This is a genomic window from Bradyrhizobium sp. USDA3010 (genome assembly GCF_056429065.1).
Map to the genome: position 1 here is coordinate 618,501 of NZ_JBWJZD010000001.1, position 22,895 is coordinate 641,395.

Genomic DNA, 22,895 nt, shown 5'->3' on the forward strand with positions numbered 1-22,895 from the left:
CAGGCACAGGCCTATCCGATCAGAGCGCGATCTCCTGCTCGATCACTAGTCTCAGCGGCGGCAATGCCTGCTCAACCGTCTCCCATACTAACTGCGCCGCAACATCCTCATAGTCGTGCCGATACACGTTGCCGGCCCCGGCCATCTGTTTCCACGCAATCCCAGGATGCCGCGCCTTGAGGTCGGCTGGGAGACGCCGCGATGCCTCAGAAATGATCTCGAGGCAGCGCGTTACAGCATAGACAGAGCGAATATCGGCCTTGAACTTTTCGCGATCGAGGCCTTCGACAAACCGCATCGCCATATCGATGTGATACAGGATATCATGGAGCGCGCCGTCTACGCGATCAGAAGGCATAGATCGCGTCGGCCGTTGCAGCAGGACGGACATAGGGCTTCAGGGCATCACGATTGACTACGTCGACGGGCCCTTCGAATAATCCCGAAATATACTCCTTGATGTCCATGTAGTCGAAAACCGTCAGGCGAGCGCCCGGATCGATTTCGATCATGATATCGATATCGCTATCAGCGCGGTGGTCGCCGCGTGCAACCGAGCCAAACAGAGCCGCATGCATCACCCCGCGCCCGCGCAAAGCCCGCTCGGAACGCCGCAACGTATCGATCGCATCGAACCTGTTCATCGGTTCAATATAGCACCGCGCAGCCGCGACCGGGAGGGGGCACCAAGCGGCCGGACTTACTGCTCCAGCAACAATTTGCCGTTGGCGTATTCGAAGCGCTTCAGCCTGGACAGGAAGGACAGGCCGAGCAGGTTCTCGGACAGCGCCTCGTCCGGCAGCACCATCGCGTCGACGTCGCGCACGGTGAGGCCGCCGATCTCGACCATGGCGAGGCGGGCCCGCGCCGCCTTGATGGTGCCGTTGGCGGTGGTGACGCGCGAGGTGTAATCGCCCGGCACCGGGCGCAGGCCGAAGCGCGCGGCCGAGGTCTCGTTCAGGGCCACCACGTAGGCGCCGGTGTCGACCATGAAGTTGATGCGCTGGCCGTCGATGCGGCCGTCGGTCGCGAAGTGACCGCGCGGATCGGGCGCAATGCTGAGCGTGCGGGCGCTGGCCTGCGCCACCGTGACGGCGGGGGCCATGGTCTGCTTTGCGGTGGTCGCGGCGGCCGGCGACATCTTGCTGGCCATCTGGGCCATGAAGGTGCCCAGCCCGATCAGGATGGCCGCGAAAATCATCAGGTTACGCATGACACCATACTCGGAAAACCGAACACGCGATTTCACCACGCCCGCCGCCCCGCCGCGAGCGAGGGTGCCAGCGCGAGCCTGCCATTTTGGCGAAAAGGATGAGCGAAGAGTTAATGCGACCGCGCTGAGGCGGCCGAATGTCATCGGCCGCCTCGCCCGGACGGGATTTGCCGCCTCTCAGGCCGTTTTCGCGACCGGGCTCGGCATCGCCACGCGCAGCGCGTAATAGACCGCACCCGCGATGGCGACGCCGAAGAACCAGCCATAGACGGCCCACCAGGCCGGCAGGATCGAGGTGAAGTTCGGCAGCACCGACGAGAACAGGGCGCCGATCGCGGCCGCGATCAGCGCGCTGACGTTCCAGCCGCTCTGGAAGCGATATTCGCCGTCCTCCTGGTACAGCGCTGGCACGTTCACGCGACCTTTGGCGATCAAATAATAATCGACCATCATGATCCCGAAGATCGGCCCCATGGTCGCGCCGATCAGCCCGACGAACGAGGCCGCACTGCCCTCCCAGGGCGCGAACGGATACAGCGCCAGCGCGATCAGCGCCGCGATGTAGCCGCCCTTCTTGAAGTCGATATGCCGGGGAAACACGTTCGAGAAATCGAACGCCGGCGAGACGAAATTGGCGACCACGTTGATGCCGAGCGTTGCCACCGCGAAGGTGACCGCGGCGAGCAGCGCCAGGAACCAGCTGTCGAACTTGGCCGAGATCTGGTCGGGATGTAGCAGCACCTCGTGATAGACGTTGAACGCCGCGATCGTGGTGACGCCGGCGACCAGCGAGAACAGGATCAGATTGACCGGCAGGCCCCAGATATTGCCCTTGCGCAGCGCCTTGGCGTCGGGCGCGTAACGCGAGAAGTCGCAGAAATTGAGATAGAGTGCCGCGAAATAGGTGATCCAGGTCGCGGCGACAGCGCACAGCGCCGGGAAGGTGCCGGGCTCGCCGGGCACGCCGGCATCCCTGGTCTTCTCCAGCAGCACATCCTGCGGGATCGGCGCGGTGAGCGAGATGCCGCCGGCCGCGATGCAGAGATAGATCGCGAGGATCAGCATCATCAGCCACACCGCCGGCCCCGCCCAGTCCTGGAAGCGGCGCACCGTCTCCATGCCGCGCTGGATGATCAGGAGCTGCAGCGCCCAGATCACGACGAAGCAGATCACCTCGAGCCCGGAATGGCCGAGCACATGGGTGGACTGGTGGAACGCCTTGAAGCTGTCGATGCGCGTCAGCAGCGCGACGATCGCGCCCGAGGCCGCCGCGGTCTGCGCGCCGTACCAGAAGCAGGCGACGATGGCGCGCACCAGCGCCGGAATGTTGGCGCCCCAGATTCCGAACGAGGCCCGCGCCAGCACCGGATAGGGCACGCCGGTCCTGACGCCGGCATTGCCGATCAGGCTCATCAGCACGAAGATCACCAGCGAGCCGGCACCGATCGCGAGGATGAAGTTGACGAAGCTGCCGCAGAGCAGGAACAGGCTGGCGGCGAGATAATAGCCCCAGAGGCTGTGCACGTCGGAGGTCCAGACGTTGAAGATACTGAAGGCGCCCCAGTTGCGTTCCTTGGCCGGCGCCAGGTCTTCGTTGTACAGCGATGGCGATGCGTTCTTGATCTCCAGGTTCTTGAAGTCCATGGCGGCCTCCCCAAAGTGCGAGCCCGTGATCCCATCCCAGCCTGCAAATCTAACCACCGTTTGCCGGCGCTCGCCAGCGCAACCGGTCAGCATGATCGGGAAAAGTGGGGACCGGATTGCGCGCGCGACAACCGCTGCGCGTTTGCGCTGATATCAGGTGCCGCGCGGTTTCACGCGCCTGGTCGGCATCGCGCTGGCGGGATCTTCCGGCCAGGGATGGCGCGGATAGCGGCCGCGCAGGTCGGAACGCACCGCAGCGTAACTGCCGCGCCAAAAACCCGGCAGATCGCGCGTCACCTGCACCGGCCGCTGTGCGGGCGACAGCAGTTCCAGCACCAGCGGCACCGCGCCCTTGGCGATCGAGGGATGGGTGTTGAGCCCGAACAACTCCTGCAGCCGCACCGCGATGGTCGGGCCCTGCTCGGCCTCGTAATCGATCGCGAGCTGCGTTCCGGTCGGCGCCTCGAAATGCGTTGGTGCCTCGCGATCGAGCCGCGCCCGCAAGTCCCACGGGAGCAACGCCATCAGCGCGTCAGACAGGTCACCGGCGGACAGATCCTTCAACGCGGTCTTGTCGTAGAGCGCGGGCACCAGCCAGTCGTCGGCGCGCGCGGCGAGCGCCGTGTCCGACAGATCGGGCCAGCTGTCGTCCTCGGCCTTGCGCAGGAACATGACGCGGTCGCGCCACTGTTTCGAATGCTTCGGCCACGGCAGCCGGTCGAGACCGGCCGCGATCAGGCCGTCGGCGAACACGCGCGCAGTCTCGGCCGACGGCTTGAGCGGCATCGACGCTTCCGACAGCGTGATCGCATGCAGCGAACGCCGGCGGCGCGCGCGCAGCGCCATCGCGCCGCGGTCGAACGTCACCTCTTCCACATTCTCGATCTGATCGGCGAAGCGCTGCTCGATCTCGTCCTGGGTGATCGGCGCCGCCAGCAGGATGCGGCCGCTCGCGGCGGTGCCGGTCAGTTCGGCAACCGCGATATAAGGCAGCCGCGCCAGCGCCGCGGTCTGCTCCACGGCAGCGCCGCGGCCATTGGCCAGCACGAAGCTGCCATTGCCACGGTTCTTCGCGACACGGTCCGGGAATGCGAAGGCCAGCATGACGCCGGTCGAGAGGTCCTTCTGCTCGCTCACCGCTGCCTTCACCTGCGAAGCCCAGCGCGCGGCCATGCTGCGCGCGCTCGATGCCCGCTGCGAGCGGTCGCGGCGGAACTGGTCGAGCCTGTGATCGAGATCGACGCTGTCGCCGCCGAGCCCGCGCTCGCTCAGCACGGCGGCAATCTCGGCCGCCTCCTCGCCCGCACCGAAGCGCGCGGAGTCCACGATCATGCGCGCCAGCCGCGGCGGCAGCGCCAGCGCGCGCAGGCTCTTGCCCTCCTCGGTGATGCGGCCGTCATCATCGAGCGCGCCGAGCTCGCCGAGCAGCGATCTCGCTTCCTTCAGCGCCGGCCCCGGTGGCGGGTCGAGGAAGGCAAGGCTTGCGGGATCGCTGACGCCCCATTGCGCGAGGTCGAGCACCAGCGACGACAGATCGGCGGAAAGGATCTCGGGCGCGGTGTAGGCCGGAAGCGACGCGGTCTGCGGCTCGTCCCAAAGACGGTAGCAGACGCCGGGCTCGGTACGGCCGGCGCGGCCGCGCCGCTGATCGACCGCGGCGCGCGAAGCCCGCACGGTCTCGAGCCGGGTCAGCGCAATATCCGGCTCGTAGCGCGGCACCCGCGCCAGGCCGCAATCCACCACAATGCGAACGCCCTCGATGGTCAGCGAGGTCTCGGCGATCGAGGTCGCCAGCACCACCTTGCGGATGCCCTTCGGCGCCGGCGCGATGGCGCGATCCTGCACGGTGGCATCGAGCGCGCCGAACAGCGGCACGATCTCGACCGAGGCGTCGTGCACGCGCTCGGCGAGGAAGCTCTGGGTGCGGCGGATCTCGGCCGCGCCCGGCAGGAAGGCCAGCACCGAGCCGGCATCGGCGCGCAGCGCGGTCGCGATCGTCTCCGCCATCTGCCGCTCCAGCGGCGCGTCGACCTTGCGGCCGACGTAACGGGTCTCGACCGGGAAGGCGCGCCCCTCGCTCGCGACGACAGGCGCGTCACCGAGCAGCCGCGCAACACGCGCGCCGTCGAGCGTGGCCGACATCACGAGGATGCGCAGGTCCTCGCGCAGGCCGGTTTGCGCATCGCGCGCCAGCGCCAGCCCGAGATCGGCGTCGAGCGAGCGCTCGTGGAATTCGTCGAACAGCACCGCGGCGACGCCGTTGAGCTCGGGATCATCGAGGATCTGGCGCGAGAAGATGCCCTCGGTGACGACCTCGATCCGCGTCGCGCGCGACACCTTTGAGCCGAAGCGCACCCGATAGCCGACGGTCTCCCCGGGCCGCTCGCCGAGCGTCTTCGCCATCCGCTCGGCGCTGGCGCGCGCGGCGATGCGGCGCGGCTCCAGCACGATGATTTTCTTGCCCTTGACCCACGGCGCATCGAGCAACGCCAGCGGCACGCGCGTGGTCTTGCCGGCGCCCGGCGGCGCGACCAGCACGGCGGCATTGTGGCGATCGAGCGTGCGGTCGAGCTCATCCAGCACGGCGTCGATCGGCAGCGGGCTATCGAAATGGTGCGGCAAGGAGTCTCATCGCGGCAGCGGCCTCGGCCGACCTGCGTCCTGTGGTTAACGAACCCCGGATTCGCTCAGGATTCGCTTGGGATTTCCGAGCCTCTTAGACCATTCGCCGGTTACAGGGAACCGGGGAAAGGTCCGCCTTCGGCGGCACATCATTTGTATGGATAAAGGAGAAAGCAACCGATCGGGCCGATGATGAGCCCGATCACGCCGGAACGGGACAAGGATGACCACTAACGGCACACAGGCTGCGACAGATCGTTCCGCCGGGAACGCGGCCGCGCGCGTCGATTGGGTCGACTATGCCAAGGGCATCTGCATCGTCATGGTCGTGATGATGCATTCGGTGCTGGGGGTCGAGAAGGCCGCCGAGCAGACCGGCTTCATGCATTATGTCGTGATGTTCGCAAAACCGTTCCGGATGCCGGACTTCTTCCTGATCTCGGGGCTGTTCCTGTCGGTCGTGATCGATCGCGATTGGCGCACCTATCTCGACCGCAAGGTGATGCACTTCGCCTATTTCTACGTGCTGTGGGTGACGATCCAGTTCGGCTTCAAGGCACCGTCGCTGGCCGCTGAGGCAGGCTGGGCCGCGGTCGGGCTGCAATATCTCGAGGCCTTCATCGAGCCGTTCGGCACGCTGTGGTTCATCTATCTGCTGCCGATCTTCTTCGTCGTCACCAAGCTCACGCGCAATGTCCACCCGCTCGCGATCTGGCTCGTTGCCGCGGCGCTGGAGAGCGCGCATGTCATGACCGGCTGGACCGTGATCGACGAGTTCTGCGCCCGCTTCATCTACTTCTTCACCGGCTATGTGCTCGCTGCTTACGTGTTCGCGCTGTCGGACCGCGCGCGGGCGCGGCCCGCATTTGCACTGCTCGGGCTTGGGCTCTGGGCGCTCGTCAACGGCAGCCTGGTCGCGCTCGATATCAGCGAATGGCCGGTCGTCTCGCTGGCACTCGGCCTGGCCGGCGCCTGCGCGATCATCGTGACCGGCACGCTGCTGGCGCGCGCGCACTGGCTCGGCTTCCTGCGCTTCTGCGGCGAGCACTCGATCGTGATCTACCTTGCCTTCTTCCTGCCGATGGCCGCGACGCGCACCCTTCTGCTGCGGTTCGATGTCATCCACGACATCGGCCTGGTCGCGCTGATCGTCACCGCGGTCGGCGTCGCGGGCGCGCTGCTGATCTGGCGACTGGCGCTGGCGGCGCGGGCCAATTTCCTGTTCGAGCGGCCCGACGCGTTCTGGATTGCCCCGAAAAAGCCAGCGCCCGCGCTGCAGGCGGCCGAATAGTGCCAAAAGTCATGGCTCGGATTCGTTCCAACAGGGACGAATCCGGCCATTCCAATTTTCCGTATGTTGAAATGACTGGCTTTTTGGTCCCGAATGTTTCGTCGCCGGGGCCGCGACGAAACAATTCTCCGGGTCACGAAACCATTTTCCGCTTTTCGCGCAGACATCCGGAAACGGGCGCTAACTAACGTTTCTCCCAACGAACCGCCGCCCAACGGCGAAATGGGAGCCTGTCATGCCGAACGTCATCGCCATCAACTCTGCAGCCAAGAAGCACATCGACGCTGCACGCGCGACCTCGGATGAAACGCTGCTCGCGCATATCGCCAAGAACGACCGCACCTCGATGCACACGCTCTATGCCCGTCACAACGTCCGGGTTTACCGCTTCGTGCTCCGGATGGTGCGCGACACCACGATGGCCGAGGACCTGGTCAGCCAGGTGTTCCTGGACGTCTGGCGCACCGCGACCCAGTTCGAGGGCCGCTCGCAGGTCTCGACTTGGCTGCTGTCGATCGCCCGCTTCAAGGCGCTGACCGCGCTGCGTCAGCGCAGGCATGAGGACATCGACCAGGACGACGTGCTGGAGATCGCCGACGGCGCCGACACGCCCGAAACCTCGCTCGATCGCGCCACCACCAGCGAGATCCTGCGCGCCTGCGTGGCCAAGCTGTCGCCGGCCCACCGCGAGATCATCAATCTGGTCTACTACCATGAGAAGTCGGTCGAGGAGGCCGGCCAGATCATCGGTATCCCGCAGAGCACGGTGAAGACCCGCATGTTCTATGCCCGCAAGCAGCTCGCCGACCTCCTGAGGGGCGCCGGCGTGGACAGCGTCGCCGCCTAAAGTAAAGCAAATTCAGGTTCTTAGCAGGAGATCAAGCAATCCTGGCAATTGTCCACGAAGCCAAAAAAGTCCGGCAACGAAACAATTGAAACAATCGACGACATCACCCGGAAAAACGCGATCTCTATACCCATATCCAACGACGCAACCCCAACCCCAATTCACTGACCCAGTTTCGATACCTCCCTAGTTCTAACCTCCCAAGTAACCTCCAACGACCCGGCCGGGATGCCCCCCAGCCGGGTCGCTCTGTTTCTGGCGCGCGGTCGTGAGGCCGAACGCAGCTCGTCTCACACGGACGTGACGTCGTCCGCGGCCAACTCTCCGTAACGACCACGCCGTCCTGGCGAAGAACATCAGGCGTACCCGGCACGGCCTTCTGGCGCGCCGGGACTTCTGATGGACGGACGACGATGCTCAGCCTTGCCCTTGCCCTGCTTGCCGGTGTCGCCACCGTCGCCGCCCCTTGCACCCTGCCGATGCTGCCGATCCTGCTCGGGGTATCGATAGGCCAGACCGGCAAGGCGCGGCCCGCGATGATCGCGCTCGGCTTCGTGATGTCATTCTCTGCCGTGGCATTGCTGCTGAGTGCGATCACGCGCGCCTTCGATTTCGATCCGAACCTGCTGCGGACCGGCGCGGCCATCCTGCTCGCGGGCTTCGGCCTGTTGATGATCTGGCCGGCGCCGTTCGAGTGGCTGTCGATCCGGCTCAGCGGCGCCACCAAAGCGTTTTCGAGCGAAGTGGATACCGGTTCGCGTCGAGAAAACGCGTCTAAACAAGAGGGCAGCCTCAGTCAGGCCGGGCCGTCGCCGAGCCTGTTCGGCGGCTTCGTGCTCGGCTCTACGCTCGGCCTGGTGTGGACGCCGTGCGCCGGTCCCGTGCTCGGCTCGATCCTGACCATCGTCGCGACCTCGAAGGACACGGCGTGGGCGAGCCTGCAGCTCGTCACCTACGCGATCGGCGCCGCGATCCCGATGCTTGCCATTGCCTATGGCGGGCAAGCCGTGACCACCCGCGTGCGCAGCATGGCGCGGATCGCGCCGCGCCTGCAGCAGGGCTTCGGCGTCGTCATCATCGCCTTCGCCGCGCTGTCCTACCTGCAATACGACACGCTGATCGTGGCGTGGCTGACCCAGTTCTATCCCAACGGCCAGATCGGCCTGTGAGCTCATAAGGAGAGATCGATGTCCCTGCGCTTGATTGCTGTATCCGCTCTGGTGGCGGGCCTTGGCCTCGGCGGCGCCGTCATCCCCGGCCTCTGCACCGAGTCGAACGCGCCGGCCGTGCCCGTTCCAATGGCCACCGCGATGACCACCGCGCAGAGCCAGGCCGCGCCCGAATTCGCAGGGATCAGCAACTGGTTCAATTCGCAACCGCTGAAGCTCGCCGATTTGCGCGGCAAGGTCGTGCTGGTGGATTTCTGGACCTATGGCTGCGTCAACTGCGTCAACACGCTGCCGCACGTCACCCAACTTTATTCAAAGTACCGGGATCGCGGCCTCGTCGTGATCGGGGTCCACACGCCGGAATTCCCGTTCGAGCATTCGGCCTCCAACGTGCAGGCGGCGCTGAAGCGGCACGGCATCCTCTATCCGGTGGCGCAGGACAACAATTCGCAGACCTGGAACGCCTACGGCAACCAGTATTGGCCAGCGCAATACATCATCGACCAGAACGGCAAGATCGTGTTCCAGCACGCCGGCGAGGGCCAGTACGACGAGATCGACCGCACCGTCGCCCGGCTGCTCAACGCCAATAGCTGATTGGACAATTTGTCAGCCAATTGGACAATCCGCCGTCATTCCCGGCATGATAGGCTCAACGCCGGGAATGCGCGATCCCGAACGTGATCGCGCCCGAAATTGACGACGGACGGTGCGTGATGTTTGAAGGCTGGGATGCGGTCGTACTCGCCCGCGCGCAATTCGCTTTCACGATGTCGTTCCACATCGTGTTTCCCGCATTCTCGATCGGGCTTGCCAGCTACCTCGCGGTGCTGGAAGCGCTGTGGCTTGCCACCGGGCGCGAGGTCTACATCAACCTGTTCAATTACTGGCTGAAGATCTTCGCGGTCGCGTTCGGCATGGGCGTGGTCTCGGGCATCGTGATGTCCTACCAGTTCGGCACCAACTGGTCGGCCTTTGCCGACAAGACCGGCCCGGTGATCGGCCCGATGATGGCCTATGAGGTCCTGACCGCATTCTTCCTCGAGGCGGGCTTTCTCGGCGTGATGCTGTTCGGGCTGGAGCGCGTCGGCCCCAGGCTGCACTTCGTGGCGACGCTGATGGTCGCGGTCGGCACGCTGATCTCGGCGTTCTGGATTCTGTCGGCCAATTCCTGGATGCAGACGCCAACCGGTCATGCCGTCAATGCCGACGGCCAGTTCGTCGCCGCCGACTGGCTGAGGGTGATCTTCAATCCGTCCTTTCCCTATCGCCTCGTGCACATGGTGCTGGCGGCGTATCTCACCACCTCGCTGGTGGTCGGCGGGGTCGGTGCCTGGCACCTGCTGCGCGACCAGCATCTCGCCGGCCCGCGCGTGATGTTCTCGATGGCGATGTGGATGGCAACCCTGGTGGCGCCGATCCAGATCCTCGCCGGCGACCAGCACGGCCTCAACACGCTGGAGCACCAGCCGGCCAAGGTGATGGCGATGGAAGGCCATTATCAAAGCCACAAGGACGGTGCGCCGCTGATCCTGTTCGGCTGGCCCGACCAGCGCGATGCCAAGGTGAAGTATGCGATCGAGGTGCCGAAACTGTCGTCGCTGATCCTGAAGCACTCGCTCGATGCACCGCTCGCCGGCCTCGACACCGTGCCGCGCGAGAACTGGCCGCCGGTGCCGATTACCTTCTGGTCGTTCCGCATCATGGTCGGGCTCGGCTTCCTGATCCTGGGGCTCGGCCTGTTCAGCCTGCTGATGCGCTGGCGCGGCATGATGTACCAGTCACAGCTGCTGCATCGCTTCGCGGTCCTGATGGGCCCGGCGGGCTTCATCGCGGTGCTCGCCGGCTGGATCACCACGGAGACCGGGCGGCAACCGTTCACTGTCTACGGGCTGCTGCGCACCACCGATTCGGTATCGCCGCTGGCAGCGCCGGCGGTGGGCTCGTCGCTGATCGCCTTCATCATCGTCTATTTTGCCGTGTTCACCGCGGGCGTGATCTACATCCTGCGTCTGATGGCGCAGCCGCCGCATCCCGGCGAGCAAGGCCCGACAAAAGACCTTCCCGCCCGCGCGGCCGGCATCACGCCGGCGGCAGGTGCAGCCGTGGAGGGCGTGCGATGAGCATCCCCATCGACCTCGCCACGATCTGGGCCTTCATCATCGCCTTCGCCGTGTTCGTCTACGTCGTGATGGACGGCTTCGATCTCGGCCTCGGCATCCTGTTTCCGCTGTTTCCGCAGAAGGCCGATCGCGACGTCATCATGAACACGGTGGCGCCGGTGTGGGACGGCAACGAGACCTGGCTGGTGCTCGGCGGCGGCGGCATGATGGCGGCGTTTCCGCTGGCCTATGCGGTGCTGATGCCGGCACTCTATACGCCGATGATCGCGATGCTGCTCGGCCTCGTGTTCCGCGGCGTCGCCTTCGAATTCCGCTGGCGGACCCAGAAGGCGCGCAACAAATGGGACCTCGCCTTCGCCGGCGGCTCGCTGGTCGCGACGCTGGCGCAGGGGATCGCGCTCGGCGCCATCCTGCAGGGCATCCATGTCGACGGGCGCCACTATGGCGGCGGCTGGTGGGACTGGCTGACGCCGTTCAGCGTCCTGACCGGCATTGCGCTCGTGATCGGCTATGCGCTGCTGGGGGCGACCTGGCTGGTGATGAAGACCGAAGGCGAACTGCGCGAGCGCGCCTATCATCTGAGCTGGATGTTGTTGGTCGCGATGCTGTGCGCGATCGGCGCCGTCAGCATCGCAACGCCGTTCCTGGCCGTGCAGTACACCCAGCGCTGGTTCGCCTGGCCCAACATCATCCTCACCGCGCCGGTACCAATCGCGGTCGCCGCCGTCACCGCGCTCTTGCTGCGCGCCCTCGGCAACAAGAACGACCACCAGCCGTTCTTCCTGACGCTCGCCCTGTTCGCACTGTCCTACGCCGGGCTCGGCATCAGCATGTATCCGTACATCGTGCCGCAGAGCATCACGATCTGGCAGGCGGCGTCGCCCGCCAACAGCCAGATCTTCATGCTGTTCGGGGTCTCGATCCTGGTGCCGCTGATCCTCGGCTACACCGCCTGGGCCTATTGGGTGTTCCGCGGCAAGGTGCGCCCCGGCCACGGATACCACTGATGCCACCAGAGCATTTTCCAGCGAAGGGGATCCCGGTTCGCGTCAAGAAAACGCGTCAAAAAGAGAATCGAGAGCCTCGTTCCGATTCCATCGGAACGGAAATGGCTCTGGTGCCGAATCAGCGGCCGCTCGGCCAGCGCCTGTTGTGGTTCGCAGCGCTCTGGCTCGGCGGCGTCGGTACCGTGACCCTGGTCTCTTTCGCGTTGCGACTCTGGATTGCGCCGAAATAAGGCCGCTCACGCGGCGTGCCACGGGTGCAATGACAAAAAACAGAAGCATTACAGTGATATAGTGTGACGCCCGCCCTAAACTTGCCATCAAGCTGCCGCTGAGATTTGATGCCACCCGCGATTTGGGTGGAGCCATTGGCCGCTGGGCCAACAAGGAGAGCTTTGCATGACGAAACTTCGTCACCTGGTCTGGATGTTGATCGCCACGGGCGCCCTCGTGCTGTCGACATCGCAAGGCTTTGCCCAGAGCCGACCCGATGCCGACGAGCCGGGCCTAGTCGCCGACGACAGCTACGAGCTCGACCCGGAATGGCAGAAGCAGGTCGTGTACTACCGGACCAACGAGGCGCCGGGCACCATCATCGTCTCCACCGCCGAGCGCCATCTCTACCTCGTGCAGGGCAACGGCCGCGCGCTCCGCTACGGCATCGGCGTCGGCCGCGACGGCTTCCAGTGGCAGGGGCTGGTGACCATCACCCGCAAGGCCGAGTGGCCGGATTGGACCCCGCCGCCGGAAATGATCGCCCGCCAGCCCTATCTGCCGCGCTTCATGGCGGGCGGCCCGGGCAATCCGCTCGGCGCGCGCGCGATGTATCTCGGCACCACCGTGTACCGCATCCACGGCACCAACCGGCCCGACACCATCGGCACCGCAATCTCGTCCGGCTGCTTCCGCCTGGTCAACGCCGACGTCGCCGATCTCTACAATCGCGTTCCCGTCGGCACCAAGGTGATCATCCGGCAGAAGCCCGAACTGTAATCCCCACCCACCCGCCTTCGATATCCGACCTGTTTTTCACCGATCATTCGCGAGAGAGAACCCATGCGTACATTTCGAGGCGGCCTGACGATCGGGCTCGCGGTCGCCGCGCTGGTTGCGGCCGCCGCTATCACCTATGAGCGCTACGACACCCGCACGCTGAAGCGCACCGTCCGCCGCGGCGACGTGCTGTGCGGCGTCAACAAGGGCCTGCCGGGCTTCTCGATCCCGGACGACAAGGGCAACTGGACCGGCTTCGACGTCGACTTCTGCCGCGCGGTGGCCTCGGCGATCTTCGACGATCCGTCGAAGGCGAAGTTCGTTCCGCTCGACGCCAGCGAACGCTTCAAGGAGCTGCAGAACCGCAAGGTCGACATCCTCTCGCGCAACTCCACCTGGAGCATGTCGCGCGAGACCAATTACGACCTCTATTTCCCGGCGGTCGCCTATTATGACGGCCAGGGCTTCATGCTGCCGCGCTCGCGCAACATCGATTCCGCGCTCGACCTGAACGGCAGCAAGGTCTGCGTGCAGGCCAACACCACGACGCAGCTCAACCTCGCCGACTATTTCCGTGCCAACAACATGAAGTACACGGAGATGAAGTTCGACAAGCTGGACGATGTCGTGAAGGCCTATGACACCGGCCAGTGCGACACGCTGACGTCGGACGCCTCGCAGCTCTATGCGCTCAGGCTCAACCTCTCCAAGCCGAGCGACCACACCATCCTGGCCGACATCATCTCCAAGGAGCCGCTGGCGCCGGTGGTCCGGCTGCGCGACGACGACTGGATGATGATCGTGAAGTGGACGCTCTACGCCATGATCAATGCCGAGGAACTCGGCATCACCTCGAAGAACATCGACGAGGCGCTGAAGTCGAAGAAGCCGGAAGTCATGCGGCTGGTCGGCACCGAGGGCTCCTATGGCGAGGATCTCGGCCTGACCAAGGACTGGGCCGTGCGCATCATCCGCCATGTCGGCAATTACGGCGAGGTCTACGACCGCAACGTCGGCGCCGATTCCAAGCTGAAGATTCCGCGCGGCATGAACCAGCTCTGGAACGCCGGCGGCGTCCAGTACGCGCCGCCGATTCGGTAACGACGCGTAGCCAGGCCACAGCCGCCACCGCATCCGCAGCTGTCATCACCCGCGAAAGCGGGTGATCGCCCGGTCGAGCCGGGCGATGACAGCCTGTTGTGTGGCGACAGCGCGTTGCGCGGCGCCAGCGCGGCCTCTCAGTATCCCTTGCCGCTCGCCAGTTGGTCGGTGTGAAAATTGCTGTCGCCGAGCAGCTCCTGGCAGACGCGGGCACGCTTCATGAAGAAGCCGATGTCGAACTGGTCGGTCATGCCCATGCCGCCGTGCATCTGCACGCCCTCCTGGACGGCCAGCGTCGCGGTGGTGCCGGCGCGCGCCTTGGCCACCGCGACCGCATTGCCCGCCTTGCCCAGATCGGCATCGAGCGCCTGCAGCGCCTTCAGAACGGCGGCGCGGGTGATCTCGATATCGATGTAGAGCTCGGCGGCACGGTGCTGCAGCGCCTGGAATTCGCCGATCGCCTTGCCGAACTGCTTGCGCTCTTTCAGGTAGGTCACGGTACGGCCGAACACCTCTTCGGAGAGACCGACCATTTCGGAGGCGACCGCGCCGCGGCCGATATTGAGCACGCCCTCGAGCAGCCCAAAGCCCTGGTCGACCTCGCCGAGCACGCTGTCGGCATTGACCTCGACATTGTCGAACACGATGCGCGCCGCGTTGTGCGAATCGACCATCGCGGTGCGCTCGACCGCGAGGCCCTTCGCCTTCGGATCGACCAGGAACAGCGTCAACCCGTTCTTGTCGCCGGCGCTGCCGGCCGTGCGCGCCGCGACGATCAGCAGATCGGCGGTATGGCCGTCGACCACGAAGGCCTTGTCGCCGGACAGCTTGAAGCCGTTGCCGGAACGCGTCGCCTGCAACTTCGTCTGCAAGGGACGATGCTTCGCGCCTTCATCGATCGCGAGCGCCGCGAGCAGCGAGCCGTTGGCGATCTTTGGCAGATGCTGCGCCTTCTGCGCCTCGCTGCCGCCGCGCGACAGCGCTGAGGCCGCAAGCACCGAGGTGGCGAGGAATGGCGAGGGCATCAAGGTGCGGCCGATCTCTTCCATGACGATGCCGGCCTCGACGCAGCCGAGCCCGCTGCCGCCGAAGGTGTCCGGCACCAGCAGGCCGGAGAAGCCCATCTCGGCGAAGGTCTTCCAGAGCTCGCGCGAGAAGCCGGTGGTGTCCTTGCTGTCGCGCAAGGAGCGCAAATGCGCCACCGGCGCCTTGTCGCTGATGAGACCGCGCGCACTGTCGCGCAGCATGGATTGTTCTTCGGTGAGGACGAGGGCCATGGATAGATTCCGCTCTTCGATAATTCAAATTCAGACGATGTTGAGTTCGTCATTCCGGGGCGCGACATAGTCGCGAGCTTTGATGTGCAATTGCACATCGGAGAATCCATACTCCCGATCGTGGTTATGGATTCCGGGCCTGGCCCTTCGAGCCATCCTGAAATGACGCGTGGTGAAACGGTGCCTCACGCGCCCGGCAGATCGAGGATGCGCTTGGCGACGATGCCGAGCATCACCTCCGAGGTGCCGCCCTCGATCGAGTTGGCCTTGGTGCGCAGCCAGGCGCGCGGACGGGCGCCGCCCCTGGAACGGTCGCTCTCCCATTCCAGCGCGTCGATGCCGCCCGCCGACATCAGGATCTCGTAGCGCCGCTTGTTGAGCTCGGTGCCGTAATATTTCATCGCCGACGAGAACGCCGGATGCGACTGCCCGGCCTTGGCGAGATCGACCGCGCGCTCCGCCGCCGCGGCGAGCGCGGCCTCGTCGACCTCGAAGCTCGCGATCTGGCTGCGCAGCTGGGCGTCGTCGAGCCTGCCTTGCGCGTCCGCGCCGACCGAGTCGGCGGCGATCTGACCGAGCGGACGGCCGACGCCGCGCTCGCCCATGCCCGAGATCATCGCGCGCTCGTGCTGCAGCAGGTATTTCGCGACGTCCCAGCCGCGATTGACGGTGCCCACGACGTGCGACTTCGGCACGCGGACATTGTCGAAGAAGGTTTCGCAGAACGGCGAATAGCCCGAGATCAGCAAGATCGGCTTCGTGGATACCCCCTTCGACGTCATGTCGAACAGAATAAAACTGATGCCGTCGTGCTTCTTGGCTGCGGGATCGGTGCGCACCAGGCAGAAGATCCAGTCGGCGTAATTGGCGTAGGACGTCCAGATCTTCTGGCCGTTGATGATGTAGTCGTCGCCGTCGCTCACCGCGCGGGTCTGCAGCGAGGCGAGGTCGGAGCCGGCGTTCGGCTCGGAATAGCCCTGGCACCAGCGGATCAGGCCTGCGGTGATCTTCGGCAGATGCTCCTTCTTCTGCTCCTCGGTGCCGTATTTCAAAAGCGCAGGTCCGAGCATCGAGATGCCGAACGAGGTCAGCGGCTGACGCGCCCCGATCGCCGCCATCTCCTGGCGCACGATCTTGGCTTCCTCGCCGTCGAGGCCGCCGCCGCCATATTCCTTCGGCCAATGCGGCACGGTCCAGCCCTTGTCGCGCATCCGCTCGAACCAGACCCGCTGTGCGTCCGACGAGAATTTCGTGTTGCGGCCACCCCAGAAGGTGTCGCCATCGGAGGTCATCGGTTTGCGCATCTCCGCCGGGCAGTTCTGCTCCAGCCAGGCGCGGGTCTCGGCGCGGAATTTCTCGAGGTCAGCCATGGTGCGTTTCCAGTCAAAATCGTCGAATTGGAATCGACCTTAGCCCCGCGCGGCCGCCGAGTTCAATATGCCTCGCAGCCGCGCCATGCTCTGGCGTCGCTACTCCCCTCACGCGATCGGGTGTATCGCCGAAGTGGGGTAACGATTGAAAAACAAGAGGAAACGGACATGCGGCTGAAGCTGCTTTCGCCTAGCGAAATGAACCCCGCCCAGAAAGAAACCTACGACGAGTCGATCGCCGGCAAGCGCGGCGCGCCGCCGGCACCGATGATGGCCTGGCTGAACAGCCCGGAGATGGCGCGGCATGCCACGCGGCTCGGCGAGGTGCTTCGCTTCGACACGGTCTTCCCGCCGAAGCTGTCGGAGATCGCGATCCTCGTCACCGCGCGGCACTGGACCGCGCATTACGAATGGTATGCCCACAAGCGCCTCGCGCTGAAGGGCGGCCTCGATCCGAAGATCATCGAGGACATTCGGGTGCGCCGGACGCCGAGCTTCGACGATCCCAAGGCCAGGATGGTCTACGACGTCGCCAAGGCGCTGCACGAAGGTCATGGCCTGCCGAAGGGACTGTATGACGAGGCGGTCGAGGTGCTGAGCCTGCGCGGGCTGGTCGAGGTGATCGGCCTCTGCGGCTACTACACCATGGTGTCGATGACGCTGAACACGTTCGAGTTCCAGCTGCCGGGTGGCGAGTTGTCGGAGCTCTGCTAGGTTCAGCCGGCCGTGGCGCCGTTCGGAAACGCTGCGTTTCAGGATGGATTGCTCCGGCGCCGGCAAATCCGGACTATATCAGGTGGCGAAGCCTTGCCCCTGACGGCACGGCATTGATGCCAACGGAGCCAGCTCATGCCGGAAAATCCCCCCATCATCGCGGGCACGCGGATCGGGCATGTCCACCTCAAGGTCGCCGATCTCGAGCGGGCGCTCGGCTTCTATTGCGGCGTGCTCGGTTTCCAGTTGCAGCAGCGCATGGGCGCGGACGCGGCCTTCATCTCGGCCGGCGGCTATCACCACCACATCGGCCTCAACACCTGGGAGAGCAAGGGCGGCCATCCGCCGCCGCCAGGCACCACCGGCCTGTTCCACACCGCCATCCTTTATCCGACCCGCCCGGCACTCGCCGATGCGCTGCATCGCGTGCTGTCGGCCGGTATCCAGCTCGACGGGGCCAGCGACCACGGCGTCAGCCAGGCGCTCTACCTGCGCGACCCCGACGAGAACGGCGTCGAGCTCTATTGGGACCGACCCGAAGCCGAATGGCCGCGCAGCGCGGACGGCAAGCTTTCGATGTTCACGCGCCGGCTGGACCTCGAGGATCTCTTGAAGCAGCGGGCGGCGTAATTCCGTAGCCCGGAAGGAGTTTGTAGCCCGGATGAAGCGAAGCGAAATCCGGGGTTCGCCTCCATGAAGTGATGCTGTTCCCGGATTGCGCTTCGCTCCATCCGGGCTACAGGTTCAGCAAGTTTTGGACGATCCAGCCAGCCGCGTAGAGCCCGACGCCGAACACCGCATGCGTCAGGAGGCTTTGCAGCCGCGCCGCCCATGGATGGGGCGTCCGGCTCGCGGCAAAGCCCGCGCCCATCGCGGGCTGCATCACCAGGAATGGTGCAGCCACGCTGCCGATCCCGACGATCAGAGCCGGAGCGATGCTGGGCTGCCGCGCCCACTCAAGGCCGAAGATCGCAAGCAGCACGCCGGCAAAGCCGATCCCGATCAGATAATGCGCGGTCCATCCGATCGCCCGTTCGCCCGCGACCGGCGGCGACGCGGCGATGCGGTCGTGGCGCAGGCGCCCGGATGCGAGATGGCCGAGCCACCGGCCGACCAGCGCATAGTCCAGCGGCGGGATGCCGAGCAGGCGCTTGCGGACCAGTCCCCAGATATCCATCACGACCGTCGCGCCGGTCCCGATCAGCATCGCACGCGCCAGAAATTCCACGGCGTCAGCCATGCGCAGCCTCCACCGGCGCGCGTGCCGCGACCATCCAGCAGGCCGCGGTGAAGCGAATTTCGTTGCCGTGGACGTAGCGATCGAAAGCACCGCGTGCGGCCTCGATCACCTGCGTGCGACGCGGCTCTTCCATCCCCTGCAGCATCGTGCCGACCGGGCCGAGCCAGCTCACATAACGGGTCAGCTCCGATGCCGGAAAGCTCAACGCGATATCGATCGGCTCGATCGCGATCGCGCCCCAGCCGCTGTCCTCCAGGATGCGCTCGACCCGCTTCCGGTCCGCGAAGCCGAATTGCCCCGGCGCGTCGGGACGCCGCGGCGGGAGATCCGGCAGCAGCGGCTTTGCCGCCCGCTCCGCCGTCGTCATGAACGGGTTCTCGGCCGCACCGCGCCACGCGATGAAGCGGAGCGCCGCACCCGGCCGGGCCGCGCGGCGCAGATTGGCGAAGGCCTGCACCGGATCGGCAAAGAACATCACGCCGAGACGCGAGATGATGATGTCGAAGCTCGCCGGCGCAAAGCCATGGGACTGTGCGTCGGCGCAGATGAAGTCGGCAGGCCGCCCTTCCCGCTCCGCGCGGTCACGCGCCGCCGCGATCATCGGTTCGGAGATGTCGATGCCGGTGCAATGCCCCTGCGGGCCGAGCACGTCAGCGACGGCGAATGTCGTGGCGCCCGTGCCGCAGCCGATATCGAGCACATGGCCGGCCGCGGCATCGGCCACCGCCCGTACAAGCAGCTCTTCAAGCGGCTTGAACATCCCTTCCAGAACGTCGCGTGTCTGGACCCAGGCGCGCCCGGCAGCGCCGTTCCAGAGTTTGACCTGCTCGTCCTCGGCCTGCGGTGCGACACTCATGATCTCGTCCTTTTGCTATTTGCCCGTCCTGATGCTTGCCTTGGGCAAGCGCCTGGCGGCACACTGCCAGTTCAAGTGAACTTGAGGTCAAGGCCATGCGGGACATCGACATCGCGGAGGTGGCGCAATTGTCGGGCGTTCGCGCCTCGACTTTGCGCTTCTACGAGGAAAAAGGACTGATCGCCTCGCATGGACGGCGCGGGCTGCGCCGGCTGTTCGATCCGGCCGTGCTGGACCGGCTGGCGCTGATCGCGCTCGGGCGCGCTTCCGGCTTCTCGCTCGACGAGATCGCGAGAATGTTCGCACCCGACGGCAGGCCGCGCATCGACCGGAAGATGCTGGCTGCCAAGGCCGACGACCTCGACCGCACCATCCGCCGGCTCAACGCGATGCGCGACGGCCTGCGCCACGCCGCCGTCTGTCCCGCGCCGACCCACATGGAATGTCCGACGTTCCGACGCCTGCTGCGGGTCGCGGCAGCCGGCAAGATCGGTGAGAAGAAGGCGAAGAAACCGCGACGCAAGTCGGGATCGTAGCCCGGATGCAGCTAACGGGTCCCGCGAACGCGCGCCCGATGACACGCTCCGCGAAATCCGGGGGTCTCTCCATGAGGTGACATTGTTCCGGGATTACGCTTCGCTTCATCCGGGCTACGTTTTTCGGCCGATCATGATCGTCACCGCCGCGATCAGCTCCAGGCAGATGCAGCCGTAGAACGGCAGCGTGTAGCTGCCGGAGAGGTCGTACAGCAGCCCGATCACGCCGGGGCCGAAGGCGTAGGTGATCTGGTTGATCGCGGTGATCAGGCTGACCAGCACGCCGAATGCGCGCGGATCGAATTCGCGCTGCACGATCAGCGCCGGCAGCGTGATCAGATTGCCGACCGAGAAGCCGAACAGCGCGCAGGCGGCAATCCGGGCAATGTCGTTGTGCACGTTGATGATGACGACCAGCGCGATCGCCTGGCTGACAAAGGACAGCGCCGACGCCAGCCGCTGGTTGAGCCGGTCGATCACGAAGGAGAACGAGACCCGGCCGACCACCGCCATCGCGGTCAACAGCGCCATCGCCACCGTCGCGCGCTCGCGCCCGATCACCTGATCGAGATAGGCGATCAGATGCACGATGAAGCCGACCTGGGCGAACAGCACCAGCGCGAAGGCAATCGAGACCGAGAGGAAACGGATATCGCGCAGTGCCCGGGCGCGCACCTGGGCCGCCGACGGCGCATCGGCCGCCGCTGAAGTCACCGCATGCAGATGCACCGGTGGCCGCCCGACGAAGATCAGGATCACCGGCACCATCACCACGACGAGCAGCACGGCGGCCGCGATCATCGCGCCGGAGAAGCCGAAAGTGCCGATCCCCGCCACCAGCAGCGGCACGCCGATAATCCCGCCAAAACTCGCACCGTTCAGCGCCAGGCTGATCGCCATGCCGCGCTTCTTGTCGAACCACAGGCCCAGCGTGTTGGTGATGATGCCGAGGCTGGTGCCGGCCCAGCCGAACGCCAATAGCGCATCGGCGAGATAGAGCTGCCAGGGCTCGCGCACCTCGCCGATCGCAACCGCGGCGACCGCCATCGCGAGGGTGCCGGCGATCAGGCAACTGCGCGCACCGAACGCCTTGATCGCCTCGCTGACAAAGGCAACCAGCGCGGCGCCGAACAAATAGAAGAACGTCGTGCCCGACGAGATCAGCGACGCCGGCCAGCCGTGCAGCCGCTGCAGCTCGGCGACATAGACGCTCTGGCCATAGAAGCCCAATCCCCAGCCGAAGGTCGCAAGCAGGAAGCAGACGACGACGATGCGCCAGCCCTCGTAGCCAAGCGAGGATTCGTCATGCAGCGCGGGCGATGATGCGTCCATTTCTTGCTCTTGCTTCTCACATCGTCATGGCCGGACCAATCCGTTCCCACGATGCAAGCAGCCTTGCAAGCCGATCATTTCGAAGCCGATCGAAGTGTCAGCAATTGGCAGCAGGAAATCAGATGCTGAGGTCTGGAATCTCGGCCACCGCGCGCAATTTCGCCCGACGCTTGGCGAACGACGCGAGCGACAGCACGGCAAGGCCGAGCAGCACCGGCGGAAACACCACCACGTTGACGGCGTTCCAGCCGTAATGCGCCAGCAGCTGGCCCGACGAGAACGAGCCGATCGCCATCATGCCGAACACGAGGAAATCGTTGAACGCCTGCACCTTGTTGCGTTCCTGCGGCCGGTGCGTCTCCAGCACCAGCGCGGAGGCGCCCACGAACGCAAAGTTCCAGCCGATGCCGAGCACGAACAGCGTGGCCCAGAAGTGCGGCGCGGTGATCCCTGACAACCCGATCATCGCGGCGACCGCCTCCAGCGCCAGCCCGAGCGCGACGATGACGGGCGCGCCGAAGCGGGCGATCAGCGAGCCCGTGAAGAAGCTCGGGCCGTACATCGCCACGATGTGCCACTGGATGCCGAAATTGGAATCGCTGACCGACAGCCCGCACATCTTCATGGCGAGCGGCGCCGAGGTCATCACCAGATTCATCATCGGATAGGCGATCACGCCGCACAGCGCCGCCGCAATGAAGCGCGGCTGTCTGGCGATCTCGAGCAGAGGGCGGCCGCCGTGCAGATCCGCCGGCGCGGGCTTCGGCGCATCGAGACCCGACAGCACCGCCATCGCCACCAGCGCGACCAGCGCCTGCATCACGAAGGAGAACGCGAACAGATAAGGCGGCCAGATGTCCATGGTCCATTGCACGAGCTGCGGCCCGAGCACGCCGGCGAACACGCCGCCGGCCATCACCCACGACACCGCCTTGGGCCGGAATGCGACGCTGGCGCCATCGGCGGCGGCAAAGCGATAGGACTGCGCGACGGCACCATAGAGCCCGCCGAGGAAGGTCGCGCCGCAGAACAGCCAGAACGATGAGTGCAGGATCGCCCAGGCGCCGAGCGCACCGGTCAGCGTGCCGCAGAAGGTGCCGACGATGAAGGCGACCCGCCGGCCATAGGCGCGCGAGATCGCGCCGGTCGGCAGCGTGCCGGCGGCCAGCCCGAGCACGTACATCGAGAGCGGCACCGTCGCGAGCGAGATGTCGGGTGCCAGCGACGCACCGACGATCGAGCCGGTGGCGAAGATCACGGCCGAATTGGCGCCGGTCAGCGCCTGCGCCGCCGCAAGCCGCCACACATTGCTGCGCGCCCGCGCGTCATCGCTGATTTCGTCCGCAGCTGTCACGTCGATCATCGGTCGTCCCGCCTTGAAGCCCCGGCGGGAGCCTCCAATCGCGCGCACTATGGAGAGCAGGTGCAGGCCGATCAACCGGCGCAAACGGACGTAGGCCATGCGGGAGGCGCACGGTTGTTGGCCAGGTCGAACACCCACACTCCGGCGTCGTCCTGGCGAAAGCCAGGACCCATAACCACCGAGTTTTGTTATAGGAGGGA

Annotated in this window: 23 protein-coding genes; 12 read left to right on the forward strand and 11 right to left on the reverse strand. The window is 65.6% G+C overall.

The genetic code is table 11. From position 1 onward, the window contains the following. Positions 1 to 19: 19 nt before the first annotated feature. The 5 genes from AC066Y_RS02750 to hrpB form a co-directional block, all read right to left on the reverse strand. Complete coding sequence (locus tag AC066Y_RS02750; protein ID WP_478272528.1) at positions 20 to 358, reverse strand: HepT-like ribonuclease domain-containing protein; 339 nt, start codon at positions 356 to 358, stop codon at positions 20 to 22. After that, complete coding sequence (locus AC066Y_RS02755) at positions 348 to 644, reverse strand: nucleotidyltransferase family protein (RefSeq protein ID WP_176534109.1); 297 nt, start codon at positions 642 to 644, stop codon at positions 348 to 350. Before AC066Y_RS02755 ends, AC066Y_RS02750 begins: the two co-directional genes overlap by 11 nt. 56 nt (positions 645 to 700) lie before the next feature. Further along, positions 701 to 1,213 carry a TIGR02281 family clan AA aspartic protease gene (locus AC066Y_RS02760; protein ID WP_478272529.1) on the reverse strand — a complete coding sequence of 171 codons (513 nt, stop codon included), beginning with the start codon at positions 1,211 to 1,213 and terminating at the stop codon, positions 701 to 703. Positions 1,214 to 1,390: 177 nt separating this feature from the next. Continuing rightward, positions 1,391 to 2,857: an NCS1 family nucleobase:cation symporter-1 gene (locus tag AC066Y_RS02765; RefSeq protein ID WP_478272530.1), complete on the reverse strand. Its 1,467-nt coding sequence runs from the start codon at positions 2,855 to 2,857 to the stop codon at positions 1,391 to 1,393. 153 nt (positions 2,858 to 3,010) lie between these two features. Beyond that, on the reverse strand, positions 3,011 to 5,479 hold the full coding sequence (hrpB, locus tag AC066Y_RS02770; protein ID WP_478272531.1) for an ATP-dependent helicase HrpB: 2,469 nt from the start codon (positions 5,477 to 5,479) through the stop codon (positions 3,011 to 3,013). Positions 5,480 to 5,702: 223 nt separating this feature from the next. Between hrpB and AC066Y_RS02775 the strand changes: the two genes are divergently transcribed. From AC066Y_RS02775 to AC066Y_RS02815, 9 genes are all read left to right on the forward strand, one after another. Beyond that, positions 5,703 to 6,770 carry an acyltransferase family protein gene (locus AC066Y_RS02775; RefSeq protein WP_478272532.1) on the forward strand — a complete coding sequence of 356 codons (1,068 nt, stop codon included), beginning with the start codon at positions 5,703 to 5,705 and terminating at the stop codon, positions 6,768 to 6,770. 235 nt (positions 6,771 to 7,005) lie between these two features. Then, entirely contained in the window at positions 7,006 to 7,617 is a 612-nt protein-coding gene (locus tag AC066Y_RS02780; protein WP_173639351.1) for a sigma-70 family RNA polymerase sigma factor, read from the forward strand. A gap of 413 nt (positions 7,618 to 8,030) precedes the next feature. Then, a complete protein-coding gene (locus AC066Y_RS02785; protein ID WP_478272533.1) occupies positions 8,031 to 8,786 on the forward strand; it encodes a cytochrome c biogenesis CcdA family protein in 756 nt (251 codons plus the stop codon). 18 nt (positions 8,787 to 8,804) lie between these two features. Beyond that, on the forward strand, positions 8,805 to 9,383 hold the full coding sequence (locus AC066Y_RS02790; RefSeq protein ID WP_173639353.1) for a thioredoxin family protein: 579 nt from the start codon (positions 8,805 to 8,807) through the stop codon (positions 9,381 to 9,383). Positions 9,384 to 9,502: 119 nt separating this feature from the next. Further along, entirely contained in the window at positions 9,503 to 10,909 is a 1,407-nt protein-coding gene (locus AC066Y_RS02795; protein WP_478272534.1) for a cytochrome ubiquinol oxidase subunit I, read from the forward strand. Then, entirely contained in the window at positions 10,906 to 11,916 is a 1,011-nt protein-coding gene (cydB, locus tag AC066Y_RS02800; protein WP_478272535.1) for a cytochrome d ubiquinol oxidase subunit II, read from the forward strand. Before AC066Y_RS02795 ends, cydB begins: the two co-directional genes overlap by 4 nt. A gap of 101 nt (positions 11,917 to 12,017) precedes the next feature. Beyond that, on the forward strand, positions 12,018 to 12,146 hold the full coding sequence (locus tag AC066Y_RS02805; RefSeq protein ID WP_092122578.1) for a DUF2474 domain-containing protein: 129 nt from the start codon (positions 12,018 to 12,020) through the stop codon (positions 12,144 to 12,146). 166 nt (positions 12,147 to 12,312) lie between these two features. Continuing rightward, the gene (locus AC066Y_RS02810) at positions 12,313 to 12,906 is read left to right on the forward strand and encodes a L,D-transpeptidase (protein ID WP_176534117.1); all 594 of its coding nucleotides are present in this window, start codon (positions 12,313 to 12,315) and stop codon (positions 12,904 to 12,906) included. 63 nt (positions 12,907 to 12,969) lie between these two features. After that, positions 12,970 to 14,007: an amino acid ABC transporter substrate-binding protein gene (locus AC066Y_RS02815; protein ID WP_478272536.1), complete on the forward strand. Its 1,038-nt coding sequence runs from the start codon at positions 12,970 to 12,972 to the stop codon at positions 14,005 to 14,007. A 137-nt stretch (positions 14,008 to 14,144) separates the two neighbouring features. Here AC066Y_RS02815 and AC066Y_RS02820 read toward each other — a convergent pair whose 3' ends face one another. Together AC066Y_RS02820 and AC066Y_RS02825 are read right to left on the reverse strand one after the other, a co-directional pair. Then, the gene (locus AC066Y_RS02820; protein ID WP_478272537.1) at positions 14,145 to 15,284 is read right to left on the reverse strand and encodes an acyl-CoA dehydrogenase family protein; all 1,140 of its coding nucleotides are present in this window, start codon (positions 15,282 to 15,284) and stop codon (positions 14,145 to 14,147) included. Between the two features lie 185 nt (positions 15,285 to 15,469). Further along, entirely contained in the window at positions 15,470 to 16,654 is a 1,185-nt protein-coding gene (locus tag AC066Y_RS02825) for an acyl-CoA dehydrogenase family protein (protein ID WP_173639359.1), read from the reverse strand. A 168-nt stretch (positions 16,655 to 16,822) separates the two neighbouring features. Between AC066Y_RS02825 and AC066Y_RS02830 the strand changes: the two genes are divergently transcribed. Then, the gene (locus tag AC066Y_RS02830; protein ID WP_478272538.1) at positions 16,823 to 17,368 is read left to right on the forward strand and encodes a carboxymuconolactone decarboxylase family protein; all 546 of its coding nucleotides are present in this window, start codon (positions 16,823 to 16,825) and stop codon (positions 17,366 to 17,368) included. 135 nt (positions 17,369 to 17,503) lie between these two features. Continuing rightward, positions 17,504 to 17,998, forward strand: a complete 495-nt coding sequence (locus tag AC066Y_RS02835) for a VOC family protein (RefSeq protein WP_478272539.1) — start codon at positions 17,504 to 17,506, stop codon at positions 17,996 to 17,998. 106 nt (positions 17,999 to 18,104) lie between these two features. Here the strand turns inward: AC066Y_RS02835 and AC066Y_RS02840 are convergent, their stop codons facing one another. Together AC066Y_RS02840 and AC066Y_RS02845 are read right to left on the reverse strand one after the other, a co-directional pair. Continuing rightward, positions 18,105 to 18,608 carry a DUF2938 domain-containing protein gene (locus AC066Y_RS02840; protein ID WP_478272540.1) on the reverse strand — a complete coding sequence of 168 codons (504 nt, stop codon included), beginning with the start codon at positions 18,606 to 18,608 and terminating at the stop codon, positions 18,105 to 18,107. Next, positions 18,601 to 19,464 (reverse strand): class I SAM-dependent methyltransferase, encoded by an 864-nt coding sequence (locus AC066Y_RS02845; RefSeq protein WP_478272541.1) that lies wholly within the window; start codon positions 19,462 to 19,464, stop codon positions 18,601 to 18,603. The genes AC066Y_RS02840 and AC066Y_RS02845 overlap by 8 nt, the downstream gene beginning before the upstream one ends. Positions 19,465 to 19,559: 95 nt before the next feature. On the opposite strand from AC066Y_RS02845, the gene AC066Y_RS02850 reads away from it, so the two are divergent. After that, positions 19,560 to 20,000: a helix-turn-helix domain-containing protein gene (locus AC066Y_RS02850; protein ID WP_478272542.1), complete on the forward strand. Its 441-nt coding sequence runs from the start codon at positions 19,560 to 19,562 to the stop codon at positions 19,998 to 20,000. Between the two features lie 114 nt (positions 20,001 to 20,114). Here AC066Y_RS02850 and AC066Y_RS02855 read toward each other — a convergent pair whose 3' ends face one another. Together AC066Y_RS02855 and AC066Y_RS02860 are read right to left on the reverse strand one after the other, a co-directional pair. Continuing rightward, positions 20,115 to 21,332, reverse strand: a complete 1,218-nt coding sequence (locus AC066Y_RS02855; protein ID WP_478272543.1) for an MFS transporter — start codon at positions 21,330 to 21,332, stop codon at positions 20,115 to 20,117. A 118-nt stretch (positions 21,333 to 21,450) separates the two neighbouring features. Then, entirely contained in the window at positions 21,451 to 22,695 is a 1,245-nt protein-coding gene (locus AC066Y_RS02860) for an MFS transporter (RefSeq protein WP_478272544.1), read from the reverse strand. Positions 22,696 to 22,895 lie beyond the last annotated feature (200 nt).